Raw genomic sequence first — 17,594 nt, 5'->3', positions numbered from 1 at the left:
GCTAGAACCCCTTGTACTTCCTGCATTTTCAATTATTAAAAACCTTGTGTGCCACGATGTTGCCACGAAAATAAAACCGTCATTTTTTTTGATTTTTAAAAACGTGTAATCACTTGTTGTTTAAGTGTTTAAATTCTGTTTTGTTGATTTTTTTAATTCATTTTGATCAATAAAACAAAATTAATCTATTTTTGATAAAAATAACTGCTTTTTTGATAATTGTTAGTTTTTTTTAAGTTAGGTAATCGTAGGATTTTGAAGTTACTCTTTTGTGAATTGAATCTACTTGTATTCTATATCAAAATAATTCCAGTGCTACAGGGTATCAACACTGATATTAAGTTCTTGGGCCACATCAAGTACCTTTCCGCAGTGGATGCTCATCGAGGTGGTCAGTATCTTAAACCCCAATGTGTACTTTTTTCTAGTCTTTTTCAGAGCTATAAATTTAGGAAGTATTATTCTTTTTAACTTTCGAATTATAGCGTCAAATAAACAAGTTGTTAATCTTTTTTTTTAAACCGCCTTAGCTTTTTGTGGCAAAATTGGAGGCAACTCCAACGCTGGGTTTATAAGTTTATGCCTTTCATTGAGGCAGAGATGAAGAATAGAAAAGCCAGAGTGGGGAAGAGTTGGAGAATGGATGAGACGTATATTAAAGTAAAAGGAATTTGGTGTTATTTATATAGGGCAGTAGATAAATCAGGCAATACGGTTGACTTCCTTCTGACCAGAAAAAGACAAAGAATGAGCGCTCAGTCTTTTCTAATTAAAGCAATTATTAATAACTACCGGCCAAGAGTAATAAATATTGATAAAAGAGGTTCTAATACCGCAGCAATTAAAGTTTATAACAGGCGTTCTTTCTCAAAGATTAAAATTCGGCAGTGTAAATATCTCAACAATATTGCCGAACAGGACCATCGGTTCATCAAGTGGCGCATCCAAAACGGATTAGGTTTTAAAAGTTTTGAATCGGCCAAACGGACGTTAAGTGGAATTGAAGTAGCGCATATGCTTAGAAAGAATCAAATGGTTGGACCGGGGATATCGATGTTTAAATCATCCTGTAAATTGGCGGGTTAACTTATAAATTACTTAAATTTTTATATTTGATTCTGACAGATGCGACAGAACCTAATAAAGCGACATAAATGTTTTTTGACAGTAATTCAACAATATTTTTGGGATTATTGAGCGTATAAATGTCTTAAAATTACTTTTTCAGGAAGACTTTTGATGCAAAAAGGATGTCTTCCTTATCGTCGATGATTAAAATTGAAGCATTCTTTTTTTATATTTTTGTTCGGTTTTGGACAAAAGCTGTCCAAAAATGAACACTTTCAATTTTTTAGAAAAAATAAAAATGTAAAAATAAGGCAGTTGCAGTTTTTAAATTTTTGGCACGAAAATCACATTAAGATTAACAAATCGCCAAAGATGAGAATCATTATTGCTCGTAAAAGTAATAACAATAGAAAATTATCGATTATATTGTCATTATCTTAATTTCAATTTGTTTCTATTACATCAGCAATAAAAAATTTAAAAACAGTAACTCGTTGCGTGTAATTCGTATATAATATTTAACATATAGAAACATAGTTTTTTGTTTGTCTAAATAGAAGATTGAAAGAAACTTATTTCTAACACATAGATGCTATGTGTATTTAAAAAAGTGAAATGCTTGTTTTGAGTTTACAAAATCTATGTTTCTATGTGTTAATATAATTATGCCCAGCAAATTAAAAGTATCAATCTTAAAACAACAATTATGATCAACGTTACAAAACTATCAAAAATTTTTAAAAGTGAAGAAATAGAAACAAATGCATTGAGCGAAATTTCATTAAACATCAATCAGGGCGATTTTGTTTCGATTATGGGACCATCCGGAAGCGGAAAATCGACTTTGTTAAATATCATTGGTTTATTAGACAGTGCTTCTGGAGGAAGTTATCAATTGTTAGGTCAGGAAATGATTGGCACTAAAGAAAAAGCAAAATCAAAAGCCAGAAAAGAAAACATCGGTTTCATCTTTCAAAATTTTAATCTAATTGATGAATTATCGGTTTTTGATAATATCGAATTGCCTCTTATTTACAACGACGTTCCAGCATCTGAAAGAAAGAAAAAAGTAAACGAAATCGCCAATAAATTAGGCATTTCACATCGTTTGAAACATTATCCGCAACAACTTTCGGGAGGTCAGCAACAACGTGTGGCCGTGGCAAGAGCGTTAATCAATGATCCGAAAATTATTGTGGCCGACGAACCAACAGGAAATCTGGACAGTAAAAACAGAAATGAAGTAATGGAATTGCTAACAGATTTGCACGCCAACGGAGTGACAATATTGATGGTTACGCACTCTGATTACGATGCTTCTTTCTCCCAAAAAACCATTTTGATGAAAGACGGAGTTATTCTTTCAGAAAAAGTGAATAATAAAAATATCGATGTTTTTGCTGCCACTCTAAACAACTAAATAAATGGTTAGGGAATTTTGCATACGGAATTACAATTTCTCGTTATCCGTTTTATAGGATTTAGTGCTTTACTGTTTTTAACACTTTTAGTTGTACTAACTAGAGCGTATCAGGCAACAAAAGTGATGTTTTACAATGCCTAAAATTACGAATAACTGGAAAAAAATTATTGCTTTTCAAATTAACTTCAATTAAAATTATGATACTTAATTATATCAACATATTTATTTACCAATTAAAGCACAACAAGCTTTTCTCTTTCCTGAATATTCTCGGATTGTCCATAGGAATTGCTGGGCTAATTTTTGGACTGCTTTACTGGAACGACGAACAAAGTTACAATGTCTGGAACCCTGAAAAAAAGAATGTTTATCAGGTTTTGGTTCAACTAAGCGATACGCCCGCCGGGTCAGATTGCGCCTTATTCCTGAAACCGGCTTTAGACGAAGATCCAAATATCGAATCTACACTATATGCTGACAACTGGTATCAAAAGGATAAAATTATTTACAAGGGAAAAAAGGAATTTGTAGATAAAATTATCAATGTCGAACAAAATTTCTTTTCTTTTTTTCCTTTCAAAATTATTCAGGGCGATGCAATTTCAGCCATAAAAGATGATTCCAGCATTGCTATTTCAGATATTACGGCTGAAAGGATTTTTGGAAATGAAAACCCCATTGGAAAACAAATAAAATGTTTTGACCAGCTTTTTTCGGTTCGTGCCGTGTATCATATCCCCGGAAATTCTTCGATTGCGCCAAATGCCATCATCAATAAAATAAAGGAACTAACAACTTCGGGGAAGCCAAATCCGTTTATTTTAAAGTTATTATTAAAAGTAAAAGACCCGTCAAAAGTTGATCTTACAAGACAGAAGCTCGAAAGACTTTACAACCACGATTTTATTATGCTACTTTCCAAAGAAGCAGGTTTTACACCTGAAGTTATGGCTAAAAAAGTAGGCCATTTTACGGTTGTTCTTGAACCTTTGTCAAAAGCCAGATTACATTCGATAACAGATGGTTATCCTGAAACGCGGGGAAATTATCAGTTTTTAATGATCATGATGGGCTTGTCTTTTTTAATTCTCATTTTGTCGATTGTTAATTACATCAATCTCGCAACTGCAACTGCCGTAAAGCGGGCGAAAGAAGTTGGAGTACGTAAAATTTCGGGTGCATCAAAAGGAGATATTGTTAGTCAGTTTCTTTTTGAAACGTTTTTAACCACGAGTTTATCTATTTTACTGGCCTTAGTAATTGTAGAACTAACTTTGCCATATTACAACAACTTTTTAAACAAAAACCTTGTACTTCTTGCCAGCCAGTTTTGCATACAATTGATATTGATTTTTATCATTACAATTTTGACTGCAGGATTATTTCCAGCCATTTATATATCCAATTTCGAAACTTTTAAAGTTTTGAAAGGAAATTACGGAAGAAGCAAAAAAGGTATCTGGCTGCGCAACGGAATGCTTATTTTTCAGTTTGCCATTGCAGCCTTTTTTATTAATGGCTCCAGTATCGTCTACCAGCAAATTAAATTTTTACAAAATAAAGATCTAGGTTTTAAAGGTGATCAGGTAATTTCAGTTTCTTTAAATTTTCCATCAATTGATTACCATGGAGAAAATGCAACCCAAAAGATTTACAACAAATACAACATCATAAAACAGCGGCTCAGTACAATTAAAGGCGTTGAACAAATATCCACTGGCCTTATTGCGTTTGACGGTTCAGACAATTCTGTATCGGGGGTTTTATACAATAATGAACTTTTTAAAGAACGTATTATTCCTTTAGATTTTGGCATGTTTGAAATGTTGAACATCAAAATAATTAAGGGCAGAAATTTTGATAGAAAACTGGCTTCAGACACTATAAATTCTGTGATCATAAACGAAAGCGCATTAAAATTAATGAATCTTAAAGATCCTATTGGCAAGGAACTTATAATTCGAGATCAAAAAATAAAAATAATTGGTGTTATACAGGATTTCAACTTATTAAGCCCTGAATTAAAAGTGCCGCCAATTGCTTTTTATAATATCAAAATGTTTGGTATGACACAGAACATTAACAAAGTTTATGTAAAACTAAAACGGGACGATCTGGAAAATACGATTGCCAATATCGAAAAATTGTGGTCGAAAGTCGATACCGAATATCCCTTTCAATATGATTTTGTTGATAAAGAATACGCGAGAACCTATGAATCGTATGTGAAGCAAAAAAACTTGTTTTCACTGCTTAACATTGTAGTAATTCTAATTGCGCTTTTTGGTTTGTTCGCACTGGCTTCTTACTCCATACAAAGACGAATGAAAGAAATCGCAATCAGAAAAACACTCGGCGCTGAAACGAATGTTTTACTAAAAGAATTATCCAAACAATATATTTTGTATTGCATCATTGGCTTTATAATAGCCTTGTTTCCGGTTTATTATTTACTGAACAAATGGCTGGAGAATTTTGCTTTTAGAATTGATATCAGCATCATTCCGTTTGTTCTAGGGTTTATTGTTTTATTGGTTTTGACTTTAATAATTGTTCTTTCAAGAGCTTATTCAGCTACAAAAACTGATGTTTTGCCGTATTTAAAATATGAATAAGAAAATCTTGTAAAGTAAAAAAACTCCATTAGAAATAATGGAGTTTTTTTATGTATTAAAAGTTGGATATGCTAACGAAAATTGGAGACGAAGTTAAGAGTATAATTTTGCATCCTTATTTATTTTTGTAAAATCTCATTTTTTGAATAGTTGATGGTTTTTAAAAACTCAGAGGACTAATTTAAAACATTTTTTAGATAAAATTTTGTTTCGTGGTAGCCCTAACGGGACAATTTTCGAACCATTTTGTGGGTGATTTGAACAATCTATCTGTTGTAGATTATTAAATAGATAAGGTACTAGATAAAAAAATCTCAATAATAAAATCTGCTAAAAAAAAAACAAGTAACTTTTTCAAGTTAACAAATTCACGTAAAGATGAATTATGATTTGGGATTTAATTAGTTTTTTATTTTTATATTGTAAATTACTTAACTAAAATGTTTAAATGCGGAAAACCCTAAAGATTGTATCGAATTAATTTCTATTTAGTAAAAGAATAATTCTGATTTGTCATAAGAAATATTACGTCTAACGTTTATTAATAATAAGTCCGTTTTATGAACTGATATAACAAGTTTCTTAAATCTCATTGAACTTTTCTTATACATACGTTTCTATGCGGGGAAGTGATAATTTTAAAGATCATAATATACTTGAGAATTAAAATAAAGCAATATTGTATCTAAAGAAAAAAGGGCTAACAATTATTTTGCAGTAGTAGTTACAATTATGGATTTAGAATAGACGTCTGGGGCATTTAGATTTTCAGGATTTTTTCTAGTATTTAAACTATATTTTGTTTTTTCCACAACTCAAAGTATTTTTCTCTTTTTCCTAACAAATCATCGTGACTGCCGGATTCTATAATTTCTCCGTTTTGCATAACCATAATTTTATCAGCATTTGCAATTGTACTTAGTCTATGAGCTATAATAATAATGGTTTTACCTTGTTTTTTGAAGTTATCTATGGTTTGTTTTACAATCATTTCAGAACTTGTATCCAATGAAGATGTTGCTTCATCCATCAGTAAGATTTCAGGGTTTTTATATAATGCTCTTGCAATTGCAAGTCTTTGCTTTTGGCCACCTGATAACATCGCCCCATTTTCTCCAATTCGGGTTTCAAAACCATTTGGCAGCTTTTCTACAAACTCTGTAATTCTTAGCTGTTTTGACAAATCTAAAATTCTTTGAATATTAGGAAATGATTCACCTAAAGCAATATTTTCAATAATATTACCGGAAAACAAATTGAGTTGTTGGGGAATTACACCTACTATGTTTCTTAAACTTTGGTAGTGAACAAAATTTGTATCATATTCTCCGATAGATATCTTCCCGTCTTTAATTGGATATAAATTTTGCAGCAATGAAATTAAAGTTGTTTTTCCGCTGCCACTTTCTCCTACGATCGCTGTTGTTTCATTCTTTTTGAATATTGCATTGAAGTTCTTAAAAACTTCAAGACGTGATCCATATCTAAAAGAGACATTTTTGAATTTTATATCGCCTAAATTCTCTTTCTTCAATTCAATTTTATTTTCTGTTTGTTCTCTTTCTAAATCCATAATTTCAAAAAGCCTGTCTGCAGCAATTAATGCGTTTTGTGCCGTTTTATTCATACTTATTAAGGAGGCAACCGGTGAAGTAAAGTAACCAATTAAAGCATAAAAGGAAAACAATTCTCCCGGGGTAATTGCTCTGTCGATTACATACCCGGATCCAAACCACATTAAAACTACCGTAAATCCAGAAGCTAAAAACTGTGTAGAAGTGCTTGCAAAGATTCCATTTAAGCCGGATTTATAAGTACTAAACAATAATTTTACAAATTTGTTTTCCGTTTTTAGATTTGAAAATTCTTCGATTCCAAATTCTTTCACCGTTCTGATATGTGTAATACTTTCGACCAATTGAGTTTGCAGTTCAGCTGCATTCTCCATGATATTTCGCTCTACTTTTTTATTAAATTTATTTAAGACAAAATAAATTATGACATAAAATGGAATAACAAGAAGAATAACCAAAGCAAGTTTCCAATAATAGGTAAACATTAATACAAACGAGAAAATAACAATAAAAACATTCACGATCATTTCGATCGCAACTTCATTTATAAACGAACGTATTTTTACGGCATCATTGATTCGTGAAGTAATTTCGCCTATCTGCATGGTATCAAAAAAGCGCTGTGGCAAATGTAATAAGTGTTTGTAGTACCCCAGGATTAATTTAGCATCGATTAATTGCCCGGTTTTCATCACAAAAATGCTTTTTTTGGAACCTATATAAGCCTGAAGCAAAATAATAGTGATCATAGAAAAGCTTAACAAATTGAGAAGTCTTCGATTACCATCGACCAAAACATAGTCTGTGATCTTTTGTATGTAAACAGACATTGCCAATCCTAAAACGGTGAACAATATTGCACCAACCAAAGCTTGAATTAAAATTGTTTTGTGTGGTTGAATTAAATTCCAAAATCGCTTTAGGGGAGCCTTTTTTTCATTTAGTGTTTTAAAATCATCATTTGTTGCAAAGAGAATCAATACTCCTGTCCATGTTTTCTGAAACTCTTCATGGCTATAGATTACCATTTTTCCAGGGCCCGGATCCATGACCGTAATTTTAGATTTCTCTACTTTATAAATTACCACATAGTGGTGCAACTGTTCCTTTGTAACAATATGAGCAATTGCCGGAAGCGGAATTTTATCTAAAGCATCTAAACCTCCTTTTACTCCTTTGGCAGTAAAGCCCATTTTTTCAGCACCTTCAATAATACCCAGAACATTTGTGCCACGTTTATCGGTATTGGCAAATTGGCGTATTCTGGTTATAGGCAGATTAACTTTAAAATGATTTCCGATAGAAGCCAGACAAGCAGCACCACAATCTTTAACATCATGTTGTTTTATTTTTATTGAAGCCATTTTTATTTAAGATCTGATATTTGTTTCGGGTTTAACCAATCGTCTATTTTGTCAAATAGCAAATCGAATAAGCTTCTGCGGGTTATTATGTATCTTGTAGTTAAGGTCATTCCTTTTGAAATAGTAGTGGTATAGCCTGATTTTAATTGTAGAGTTCTTGAATCTAAGACGCAGCGTACTTTAAAAAAAACTTGTTCCCCTTGCATTGTTATATTGCGGTCAATATCGATTACTTTTCCTTCCAGCATGCCCCATTGGTTATAGTTGAAGGCATCTAGCTGAAATTTTACGGCTTGATTTTTCTTAATTAGGCCAATGTCATTTGGAGAAACATTAGATTCGACGATAAGATGATCTGCCGGTGAAATTGTTGCAATAGATTGTGAGGCATTTAAAAAAGAACCTTTCTGAATACCGGAGTAATTTTCTATTGTACCGGAAACAGGAGCTAAAACAACATAATTATTGGACTCTGCTCTTATTTTAGCAACCGTTCCATGGAGGTTTTTCAAACGATCTTCCAGATCTCTCTTTTGATTTTCCCAAGCTAATTTTTGCTGGCTTATAAAACTCTGTAAAGCCTGTTTTGCCAAGCGCAATTCGTACTCAAGTTTTTCAAAATCGGCCTTAGCAATAATCTCTTTGTCATATAGAATTTTATTGCGGTCATGATTTATTTGTGCCTGTGAAATTTTGCTTTGTAATTCATTTTTTCCTAACTGAAATTTTAATACGTCTTCTCGTGCTGCAGCTGTTGATAAATGATTGGTTTTATTTTGTAACAGATAGGAAACATCTTTTAGCAATGTCGAAACCGATTCTGACAATGTATCCTGAGTTTTTCGATCACTCTCCAGATTTTCCTTAGAAATTTTTAAGAGAGTATCCCCTTTTTTAACAAACGCATTATTTTTTAAGCCAATCCAATTAACCTTTCCGTTTATAATAGTTGAAATCGGAACATTATCCGTTTTACTGCGAATAATTCCACGACTTTGGCTGCTAATATCTACTTTGATAAAGGGCAATAGAATCAGAAAAATAACAATTGCCAAAACAATCACCAGGTAAATGGAGATATTTTTTGTTTTGTTTTTTGAGATTAGATTTTCGAGTGTGTTTATTGGATCTGAACTGAAGTTCATAAATTTATTTTAAGATATAACCAGTAACATACCCAATTAAATAAATAGATACTGCTATCAGAATGATAATCCTGATACGGTTTAATAATTTTAGATCGTGATTCATAGGTTTAGGAAAATTAGTTTAGTAAATAAAATAATGCCTCTCCGCAAGCCATACTGACTCGACTAAGTATAAATCGCCTTTTAAGGGAATTATAGTGTCACCTTATTACTTTTTATTCTTACTTTATCTGGCTAATGCTCTGCCAAAAATCTCTCCTTTATTAAATACATAGAGTAAAAACACCAAGGTGGCAAAAATTGTAACCAAAATATATAACTAGTTGATTTTTAAAAATTTAATACAGTTTTTATGTTTGATTTACACACTTCGCCTTTCAAGATTGCTTTCAATATATTGATCAAAGGATATAGAAAATTTTGTCTTTGTTTTCATTTTAATGTGTATAATAATATAAAGTATCCCCCAACGCTTTTCCCATAAAATAGCACATTACAATAAGTATTATGCTCACATAGACAATGGTCAAAATTTTTTTATATTTTGTGCCTAAAAAAACAGTTTCAATAATAGATGTTTTCTTTCTCATTTTGGTCATTTTAAACACACGGGAGAACCCCGTGTGTCTGGTTAATTTATTTGTTACGAGATCTGTTTTGAGATAATGTCGTTGTATGTTTAATTTCGTTCAATTTGAAATAACAAACGATTATTAACTTTTAATGTGTTGCATACCATAGTAAATCACCGGCAGCTTGACCTGCCGCATAAGCTGCTCCAACTAGAGCACAACAAGCCAGAACTGTTCCGAAGATGCCTCCTTCGATATTTTCTTTCTCTTCAAAAGTTAATTCTTTTACTTCTTTAATTTCTATTAACATAGCTTCTTTAATTAATGGTTATGACTTTGATATTGGTTATACATTCCTACAGCGAATGCAATTACAAGCGGATTCTGAAGAAGTAAGAAAAATCCCCCTTCTGTTTCTTGTGCTTCCTGAGCATTAAGCTCTACTAAATTCAGTTTTTCTAAATTCATAATTTACGTTTTAAAGTTTTTGATACATATGCAGATTGTTTTTTTTCCGCATTCCTTAGTTCTTTTTTAGATTCTTCAAATTTTGAATCATCGTATTGTAATGGCCAGTTACATTTAAGAAAATAATCTAATTCTTGCAGTGACGTCGAACTGTAAAAAATGTCTCACTTTCTTAAGCCAAAACTAGACAAAGCTCCTATTGCTCGCAAATGTTAGATATCGAAATTCAGGAATACCGACACGTAATTCCTGAATTCCAAGTGAATTTAAATGTAAATTATTGATTAGCAAGTGTTTGTTGGTTTTGTTTTTTTTGGGAATTTATACATAAAATTGTATAAAGTTATTCTATTTTTGTAAGAAATTAAATAATTATGATTTCCTATAAGCGCTATAGCATTGCACTTTTATTGCTCTTTACGATCTTACTATTCGCACAAAATTTAAAAAAAAATATAGTCAAGCTTTCTTATAAAGAACTTAAAGAATCTTTTTGGAGTAGTGAGGGAAATAAAAAAGAACAATTAAAATATGCTAATACCTATCTAAACAAAGCTAAAAACGAAAATAATCCGATTGAAAAAGCAAGAGGCGCCTATTTGATTTCATTGATCTCAACTAAAGAAGTTGCAATAAAATATTTGGATAGTGCCATTTTATGCAGCAAACATTTAAATGATCCAAAATATCCTGCTTATGCTTATTCTGGAAAAGCATATGTATTAAAAGATCAGTCAAAATATAAAGAGGCCATAGATAATTTCTTAATTGCAGAAAGCATTGCAAAAAAAAATAATCTTGATTTTTATTATGATGTAAAATATTCTATAGCAGTTTTAAGATCTGAAGAATTAGGTGAAATAAAAGAAGCATTAAAACTATACAAAGAATGCTTTAGTTATTATAAAGGAAAAGATGTGAAAGATCAAAAATATTCATACGCCTATCAGGATGTTTTATTTGGATTAGCAGATGCATATAAGGCTTTGCATCAATCGGACTCGGCAACTTACTATAATAATTTGGGATATATTGAATCAAAACTTACTAAAGATTACGAGTATAATGCTCTTTTTGTGTTAAATGAGGGAGCCAACCTGGTAGAAAAAAAAAAGTATAATACTGCTATAGATAGTATTAAGAAAGCTTTACCAAAAATGATTTTGTATAAAGATTCAGAAAATACTTTAGCCTCCTATTATTATTTAGGAAAAGCGTATGATGGACTAGGAAAAAAGAATAAGGCTGTTGAAAATTTTTTAAAAGTAGATTCTATCTATAATAAAACTAAAAGGATTACACCAGAGTTTACAAGTGGATATGTTTATTTGATTAATTACTATAAAAATAAAAAAGATAAAGAAAATCAATTAAAGTATCTTATTCAATACATGCATATTGATAGTGTTTTACAAAATAATTATAAAGAACTAACTAAAAAACTGCAGAAAGAATACGATACTCCCAATTTGATTTTACAAAAAGAAAACCTGATAAAATCACTCATCAACGATCAAAGCAAATCATATTGGAGTATTGGTTTATTGTCTCTATTGGTAATTATTGCAGTAAGTTTTGGTTTCTATCAGTATCGAATCAAAAAGAGACAGTTTTCTCAGTTCGAAAAATTAATGAACGAATCAATAAATAATGAGATAGAAGCTGTTGAAATAAATAAAAAAGAAGGTAAAATAGATAAATTCGGAGTAGAAAATATTGGTATTAACGAAGAATTAGTTGAACAAATATTAGAAAAATTGAACCATTTTGAAATAACGAAAGGCTACTTATTCTCAAACATTACCGTTCAGTCACTATCTGATACTTTTGAGACTAATAATAAATATGTTTCTAAAGTGGTTAATACCTATAAAGAAAAAACATTTGTACAATATATTAACGATCTAAGAATTGAACATGCTTTGCAGTCTTTAAAAGAAGATCATAAATTACAAAAATACACCATTCAGGCGCTGGCTATTGAGTTCGGTTTTAATAATGCTGAATCATTTTCGACTGCATTTTATAAAAAAACTGGCATTAAACCTGTTTATTTTATCAAACAATTAGAAGAATTAAGAAAAATATAACTCATTGATAATTAGTGTTAATTAATGAAATCAATATCGAAATTCAGGAATTTCTATAAATAGAGTCTTGGACAAGACATTAACTTGTCAGATAAAATTTATATTTGTTGAACAACATTTAAAAAGAACAACATGAAAATCAACACTACTAAAAAAGAAATCAAAAAGTTTGATTTAGAAAAAATGGAATTAGTAAAATTAAAAAATATGCATTTGATTATGGGTGGAGATATTGATCCAGATACAGGTACAGCAACTAGTCGTCGCTGTGAAGCAAAAAAGAAACAAGATTAACCCAACAATCGAATGAAAAGTTCATATATCATCTGTTTTATTTTTCTTGTATTATCTGGGTGTAAATCTTCAGAAAAAACTATCAATTTAAAAGTAGAAAAAGATTTAAGGGAGACTTGGTACACTAAAGATTATAAAATGGATAGTGTGCCTGGAATTTCATTAGATAAATGGTACAATCAAAATAAGAAGAATCCTAAAAATATAATTACCGTTGCTGTCATTGATACACAGATTGATAAGAATCATGAGGATTTGAAAGAAAAAATCTGGACAAATACAAAAGAAATACCAGACAATAACTTTGATGACGACCATAATGGTTACATAGATGATACACAGGGATGGAATTTTGCTGCAAAAAAAGACAGTTATATTGTTTGGGGAAATTTTGAATATGTCAGATTAATAAGAGAGTTTAAAAGCAAATTTGAGAATCAGACAGAAATCAGCATTTCAAAAGATGATTTATCTGACTATAAGGAATATTTACGTGCTAAAAAAAAGCTGGAAGAAGAACTGAGTTACTATAAAAACAGATTAAAATCTCTAGAATATAGCACTAATATTTTTCCTATTGCGAAAGACAGTTTAAAACACTATTTTCCTAAAGAAGACTATACATTCAATCAATTGGATAGTTTGTATAAAATTCATAAAATAAACGATAAAACTTTTCGTCAAAGAAGAGAAGATGATGATCGAGACATAGGAGCAATGATAGGTTTTTTAATATTTAGATTAGAATCATATGAAACAACCTTGCCTGATGTTGTTGAAAGTAGGATTCAAACGGACTCTATTGTACATAAAAATCTAAACATAAATTTTGACGAAAGAAATTTTATAGGAGACAATCCTAACATCTTAGAAAAAGGATATGGTAGTAAGAATATAAGCATCTCTAAAGCAGGGCATAGATCTTTTCAGGATCATAATACAAAAGTGTCCGGTATTATTGGAGCGAATAGAAATAATAATATTGGAATAAAAGGGATTGCTGAAAATGTGAAAATTATGCCACTTACGATTTCTTATTCCGGCGATGAACATGATAAAGATATTGCACAGGCAGTTTATTATGCGGTCGATAATGGAGCAAAAGTAATTAATATGTCTTTTATAAAGGAATTTTCGTTGAGACAAAAATGGGTTACTGAAGCTTTTAAATATGCTGAAAAACATAACGTTTTATTAGTTCATGCTGCTGGAAATGATAGCTTTGATGTTGATAGAAATCCTGCTTATCCAAGTGATGTTGTTTTTGATGGTACTCCTGAAATTTGTAATAACTTTATTAATGTAGGTTCTATAACAAACAAGATAAATGAGTATTTCGTTTCTAATTTTTCTAATTACGGAAAGCATAATGTTGACTTGTTTGCCCCAGGAGGTGAAATTTATACCACCTCATCTGGCAATACTTATAAATTTGATTCGGGAACTTCATTGGCAGCTCCAATGGTTTCTGGAACAGCAGCACTGATATGGTCATATTATCCGGATCTTACTTCCTCTGAGGTAAAACAAATCATTATGAGTTCAGGTACTGCTTACGATATTGAAGTTATCATTCCAGGGACTGAGGATAAAAAAGTTCCCTTTTCAGAATTATCCAAATCAGGAAAGGTTTTAAATGTTTACAATGCTATGAAACTTGCTAAAAAAGCCAGTAGAAGAAAAAAATGATATCGAGTAGTAAGATTACCGCTTTTACAGACTATGTTTTAAGAGCTCCTTTATTACCATTATCTTTATATTTTGATACGCTCGAAAACTACTCGAGTGAAAAAGCAAAACAACTTTATCAAAAAGCTATAATTCGGGAAGCAATCAATTTAGCTTCTCCTGATTTAGTAAAACAACTAGATAAGTGGGTGAATATCGATTCTGGTTTATCTGATGATAAAGCAAAAAAATTAGAGATTACGTTTTTAAAATATTTAGCCAGAATGTCCTCTAGATGTACACCTTTTGGTCTCTTTTCAGGCTGTTCCATGGGGAGGATAGCAAATGAGACGAAAATCATTCTGGAGGGGTCTGACAAATTTGAGCGTTTTACCCAATTTGATATGCAATTTTGGATAGTGCTGCTCCAGGATATTGCCGGAAAAAAAGAGGTCAAGCCACATTTGAAATATTATCCGAATGACAGTATTTATAAAATTGGGGATTTTTATCGTTATATCGAATACAAAAATGTAAAAACAAAACGAGAACATAGTATTTCGGCTTTACGTAAATCGGCATTACTAAATAAACTTCTGGATGAAAGCAGAACCGGATTAACCAGCGAAGAAATGATTTTGCTTTTGGCAGATAATGAAAATGAAAAGTCGGAAGCCCATGAATTTATTTCCAAACTTATTGATTTTCAATTTTTGGTAAGTGAGCTGGATGCAGTAGTTACTGGGAATAATGAATGGGAGAGAGTTTTACCTGTTTTAAGTAAAATTCAGGGTTTTAAAATGGAATATGATATTCTGAAGCAAATAAAAACAATGCTCTCTAGTTTAGATCAGACTTTAATTCCTTCTAAAGCAAAATATGAGGGAATTAAGAATGAAATTAGGAGGTTGGGAGTTGCATTTGACGAAAAATTTCTTTTTCAGACAGATCTTAATAGTATTTCCCGTGAAAATTCCTTGGATAAAGCTATTCCTCAAAAAGTGATTGAGGCTCTTTACTTTTTAAATGGTATTCAAACCAAAAAAGTATTTACGAATCAGGAAAATTTTAAGAACGCATTTACTCAAAGATACGAGTCTAAAAAGATGCCGCTTACGATAGTTTTGGATACAGAAATTGGAATCGGGTATCTTCAAGATCAGGATATGAACGATGACAATGAAATTCTGGAGTTTCTTTTATTTGATTCTAAGGAAGAAAAAGGGGAAAATCAGTTTTGGACTTCTTACGATTTTGTCTTGCAAAAGAAAATGCAGGAATGTATGCTAGAATGCAGAAAAGTAGTGGCATTGACTAAAGAAGATTTTACTGATTTTGATACTGATTTAAGAGACATTCCAACTACATTTTCGGTAATGATTGAAGTTTTCGGAGAAGATGAAATTGCAATAGAATTTTCGGGGAATGTTAGTGCGGCTAAATTATTAGGTCGATTCTGTAATGGAAATCCCGCTATTCATAATTTAACTAAAGAAATTATTCAAAAAGAGGACGATTACTATTCGGGTAAAATGACAGCGGAAGTTGCTCATATTCCTGAATCAAGAACAGGAAATATATTGAGGCGGCCCGTTTTACGAAAGCATGAAATAAGCTATTTAGCAAAATCAGGTGTAGCTGAGGAGAATAATATTGATTTGAATGATTTGATGATTGCAGTTGAAAATGACACTATAATATTATACTCAAAAAAACGGGGTAAGGAAGTTATTCCTTGTTTATCAAATGCTCATAATTTTTCTAAAGATTCGTTGCCAATTTATCATTTTCTGTGTGACTTACAGGCGCAGCATTTAAAACCTGTCTATTCTTTTAGTTGGGGTGTGTTAGAAAGTCATTATAATTTTTTTCCAAGAGTAATGTATAGGGAAGTTATTTTATCGAAGGCTAAATGGATCGTAAAAAAGGAAGAAGTAGCGTTCTTTTCTAAAATGAATAACAAGCAGCTTAGTGAAGCATTCTTAAAGTGGAGATCCGATCGAAATATTCCCAGATATGTAAATTGGGTAAATTATGACCATACACTTTTATTAGATTTTGATACTGAAATAGGTGTGGAAATGTTTTTAAGATCAGTTAAAAACAGGGAAAAAAATATTTTGGAAGAATTTCTATTTACAAAAAAATCAATTGTACAAAATCAAAAGGGCGAAGATTTTTGCAATCAGTTTATATTATCATTTTACAAAGAATAAAACAAAATGCAAAGAGATTTTTGTCTGGGTAGTCAATGGTTGTACTATAAAATTTATACGGGAGTCAAAATGGCTGATCATATTTTATTAGAAAAATTGGAGCCTGTTATCTCACATTTGGAAGGAAAGAAAAAGATACAAAAATGGTTTTTCATTAGGTACAAAGATACTGAAGAACATATAAGACTGCGCTTTTTAGTAGATGACACCGATAATTTAGCTATAATTATAAATGCATTTCATGTCGTTTTTAAGGAACTTATGAATGAGAATCTCATTTGGAGGATACAGACAGATACCTATCAAAGAGAGATAGAAAGATATGGTAAAGAAACCATGTGTTTTTCTGAATTTCTTTTTTGGAAAGACAGTAAAATGGTTTTGCAATACCTGAATATTAAAACCTCTTTTTTAGAAAAAGAAACTCCTCTGTTTTTTAGTTTTTTTGCGATTGATTCTTTTTTGAATTCTTTTGAGTTGTCTACTTTTGAGAAATTGTCTTTGATGAACGAACTTCAACTTGCCTTTAAAAAAGAGTTTAAAATTGATAAAATGCAAAAAAAGAAGTTAGATAAAAAGTATCGGTCATTGTATCCGCAATTAGATTTTTTTTTAGGAACTTCGATTCAAAATATTTTTCCGGAGATCTTTTGTATTGTAGATGAAAAGTCAAACCAAATTAAAGAGACAGCTTTAAGAGTAATATCCAAGATTAAAATTCCGTTGAATGATTTTTTGGCCAGTCACATTCATATGATGGTGAATAGACAATATACTTCTAAGCAGCGCATGTACGAATTGGTAATTTACGACCATTTGCATAGGTACTATAAAACGCTAATTTTTAAAAATCAAGTGGAATCAAACTCTCAATGACCTAAGTTGAACCAATTATTAAAAATTGAGGATCTTTCAAAAAAAAAGTTTTTTGTCTTCAATAGTATGTCTGTAAAACTAACGAATCCAAGTGAATGCAAACATATCGAATAAGAGTTATTCATAAAGGTATAACCTATCTTTAGAGCAAGTCTAATTATTAATGAAAGAGCAATCTAAAATCTGAATTCAACAATCTGCAATCATAAAGATAGCGT

Annotated in this window: 12 protein-coding genes; 8 read left to right on the top strand and 4 right to left on the bottom strand. The window is 31.0% G+C overall.

All coding sequences use genetic code 11. The features are described from left to right. The first annotated feature begins 534 nt into the window (after window positions 1–534). From AC3IS6_RS18900 to AC3IS6_RS18890, 3 genes are all read left to right on the top strand, one after another. A complete protein-coding gene (locus tag AC3IS6_RS18900) occupies window positions 535–1,086 on the top strand; it encodes an IS6 family transposase (protein ID WP_489161656.1) in 552 nt (183 codons plus the stop codon). A gap of 688 nt (window positions 1,087–1,774) precedes the next feature. Continuing rightward, window positions 1,775–2,488, top strand: a complete 714-nt coding sequence (locus tag AC3IS6_RS18895) for an ABC transporter ATP-binding protein (RefSeq protein WP_489161654.1) — start codon at window positions 1,775–1,777, stop codon at window positions 2,486–2,488. 200 nt (window positions 2,489–2,688) lie between these two features. Further along, window positions 2,689–5,106, top strand: coding sequence for an ABC transporter permease (locus AC3IS6_RS18890; RefSeq protein WP_489161652.1), 2,418 nt, complete (start codon window positions 2,689–2,691; stop codon window positions 5,104–5,106). 787 nt (window positions 5,107–5,893) lie between these two features. On the opposite strand, the gene AC3IS6_RS18885 is transcribed toward AC3IS6_RS18890, so the two are convergent. The 4 genes from AC3IS6_RS18885 to AC3IS6_RS18870 all read right to left on the bottom strand — a co-directional run bounded on the left by AC3IS6_RS18885 (window position 5,894) and on the right by AC3IS6_RS18870 (window position 10,232). Then, window positions 5,894–8,044 carry a peptidase domain-containing ABC transporter gene (locus AC3IS6_RS18885; RefSeq protein WP_489161650.1) on the bottom strand — a complete coding sequence of 717 codons (2,151 nt, stop codon included), beginning with the start codon at window positions 8,042–8,044 and terminating at the stop codon, window positions 5,894–5,896. 2 nt (window positions 8,045–8,046) lie between these two features. After that, a complete protein-coding gene (locus AC3IS6_RS18880; protein WP_489161649.1) occupies window positions 8,047–9,189 on the bottom strand; it encodes an HlyD family secretion protein in 1,143 nt (380 codons plus the stop codon). A gap of 723 nt (window positions 9,190–9,912) precedes the next feature. After that, a complete protein-coding gene (locus AC3IS6_RS18875) occupies window positions 9,913–10,074 on the bottom strand; it encodes a class IIb bacteriocin, lactobin A/cerein 7B family (RefSeq protein WP_263361655.1) in 162 nt (53 codons plus the stop codon). 11 nt (window positions 10,075–10,085) lie between these two features. Then, window positions 10,086–10,232, bottom strand: a complete 147-nt coding sequence (locus AC3IS6_RS18870; protein WP_489161647.1) for a class IIb bacteriocin, lactobin A/cerein 7B family — start codon at window positions 10,230–10,232, stop codon at window positions 10,086–10,088. Window positions 10,233–10,606: 374 nt separating this feature from the next. Between AC3IS6_RS18870 and AC3IS6_RS18865 the strand changes: the two genes are divergently transcribed. The 5 genes from AC3IS6_RS18865 (at window position 10,607) to AC3IS6_RS18845 (ending at window position 17,376) form a co-directional block, all read left to right on the top strand. Then, entirely contained in the window at window positions 10,607–12,322 is a 1,716-nt protein-coding gene (locus AC3IS6_RS18865; protein WP_489161645.1) for a helix-turn-helix domain-containing protein, read from the top strand. 132 nt (window positions 12,323–12,454) lie between these two features. Next, the gene (locus AC3IS6_RS18860) at window positions 12,455–12,616 is read left to right on the top strand and encodes a hypothetical protein (protein ID WP_489161644.1); all 162 of its coding nucleotides are present in this window, start codon (window positions 12,455–12,457) and stop codon (window positions 12,614–12,616) included. A 12-nt stretch (window positions 12,617–12,628) separates the two neighbouring features. Further along, complete coding sequence (locus AC3IS6_RS18855) at window positions 12,629–14,305, top strand: S8 family serine peptidase (RefSeq protein ID WP_489161643.1); 1,677 nt, start codon at window positions 12,629–12,631, stop codon at window positions 14,303–14,305. After that, entirely contained in the window at window positions 14,302–16,500 is a 2,199-nt protein-coding gene (locus AC3IS6_RS18850) for a lantibiotic dehydratase family protein (protein WP_489161641.1), read from the top strand. Before AC3IS6_RS18855 ends, AC3IS6_RS18850 begins: the two co-directional genes overlap by 4 nt. Before the next feature lie 6 nt (window positions 16,501–16,506). Continuing rightward, complete coding sequence (locus AC3IS6_RS18845) at window positions 16,507–17,376, top strand: thiopeptide-type bacteriocin biosynthesis protein (RefSeq protein WP_489161639.1); 870 nt, start codon at window positions 16,507–16,509, stop codon at window positions 17,374–17,376. The last annotated feature ends 218 nt before the right edge of the window (window positions 17,377–17,594 follow it).

Source organism: Flavobacterium sp. KH_035 (assembly GCF_057839565.1).
Note: the sequence above shows the minus strand (reverse complement) of the source record. Positions and strands in the feature narration are given on the sequence as shown.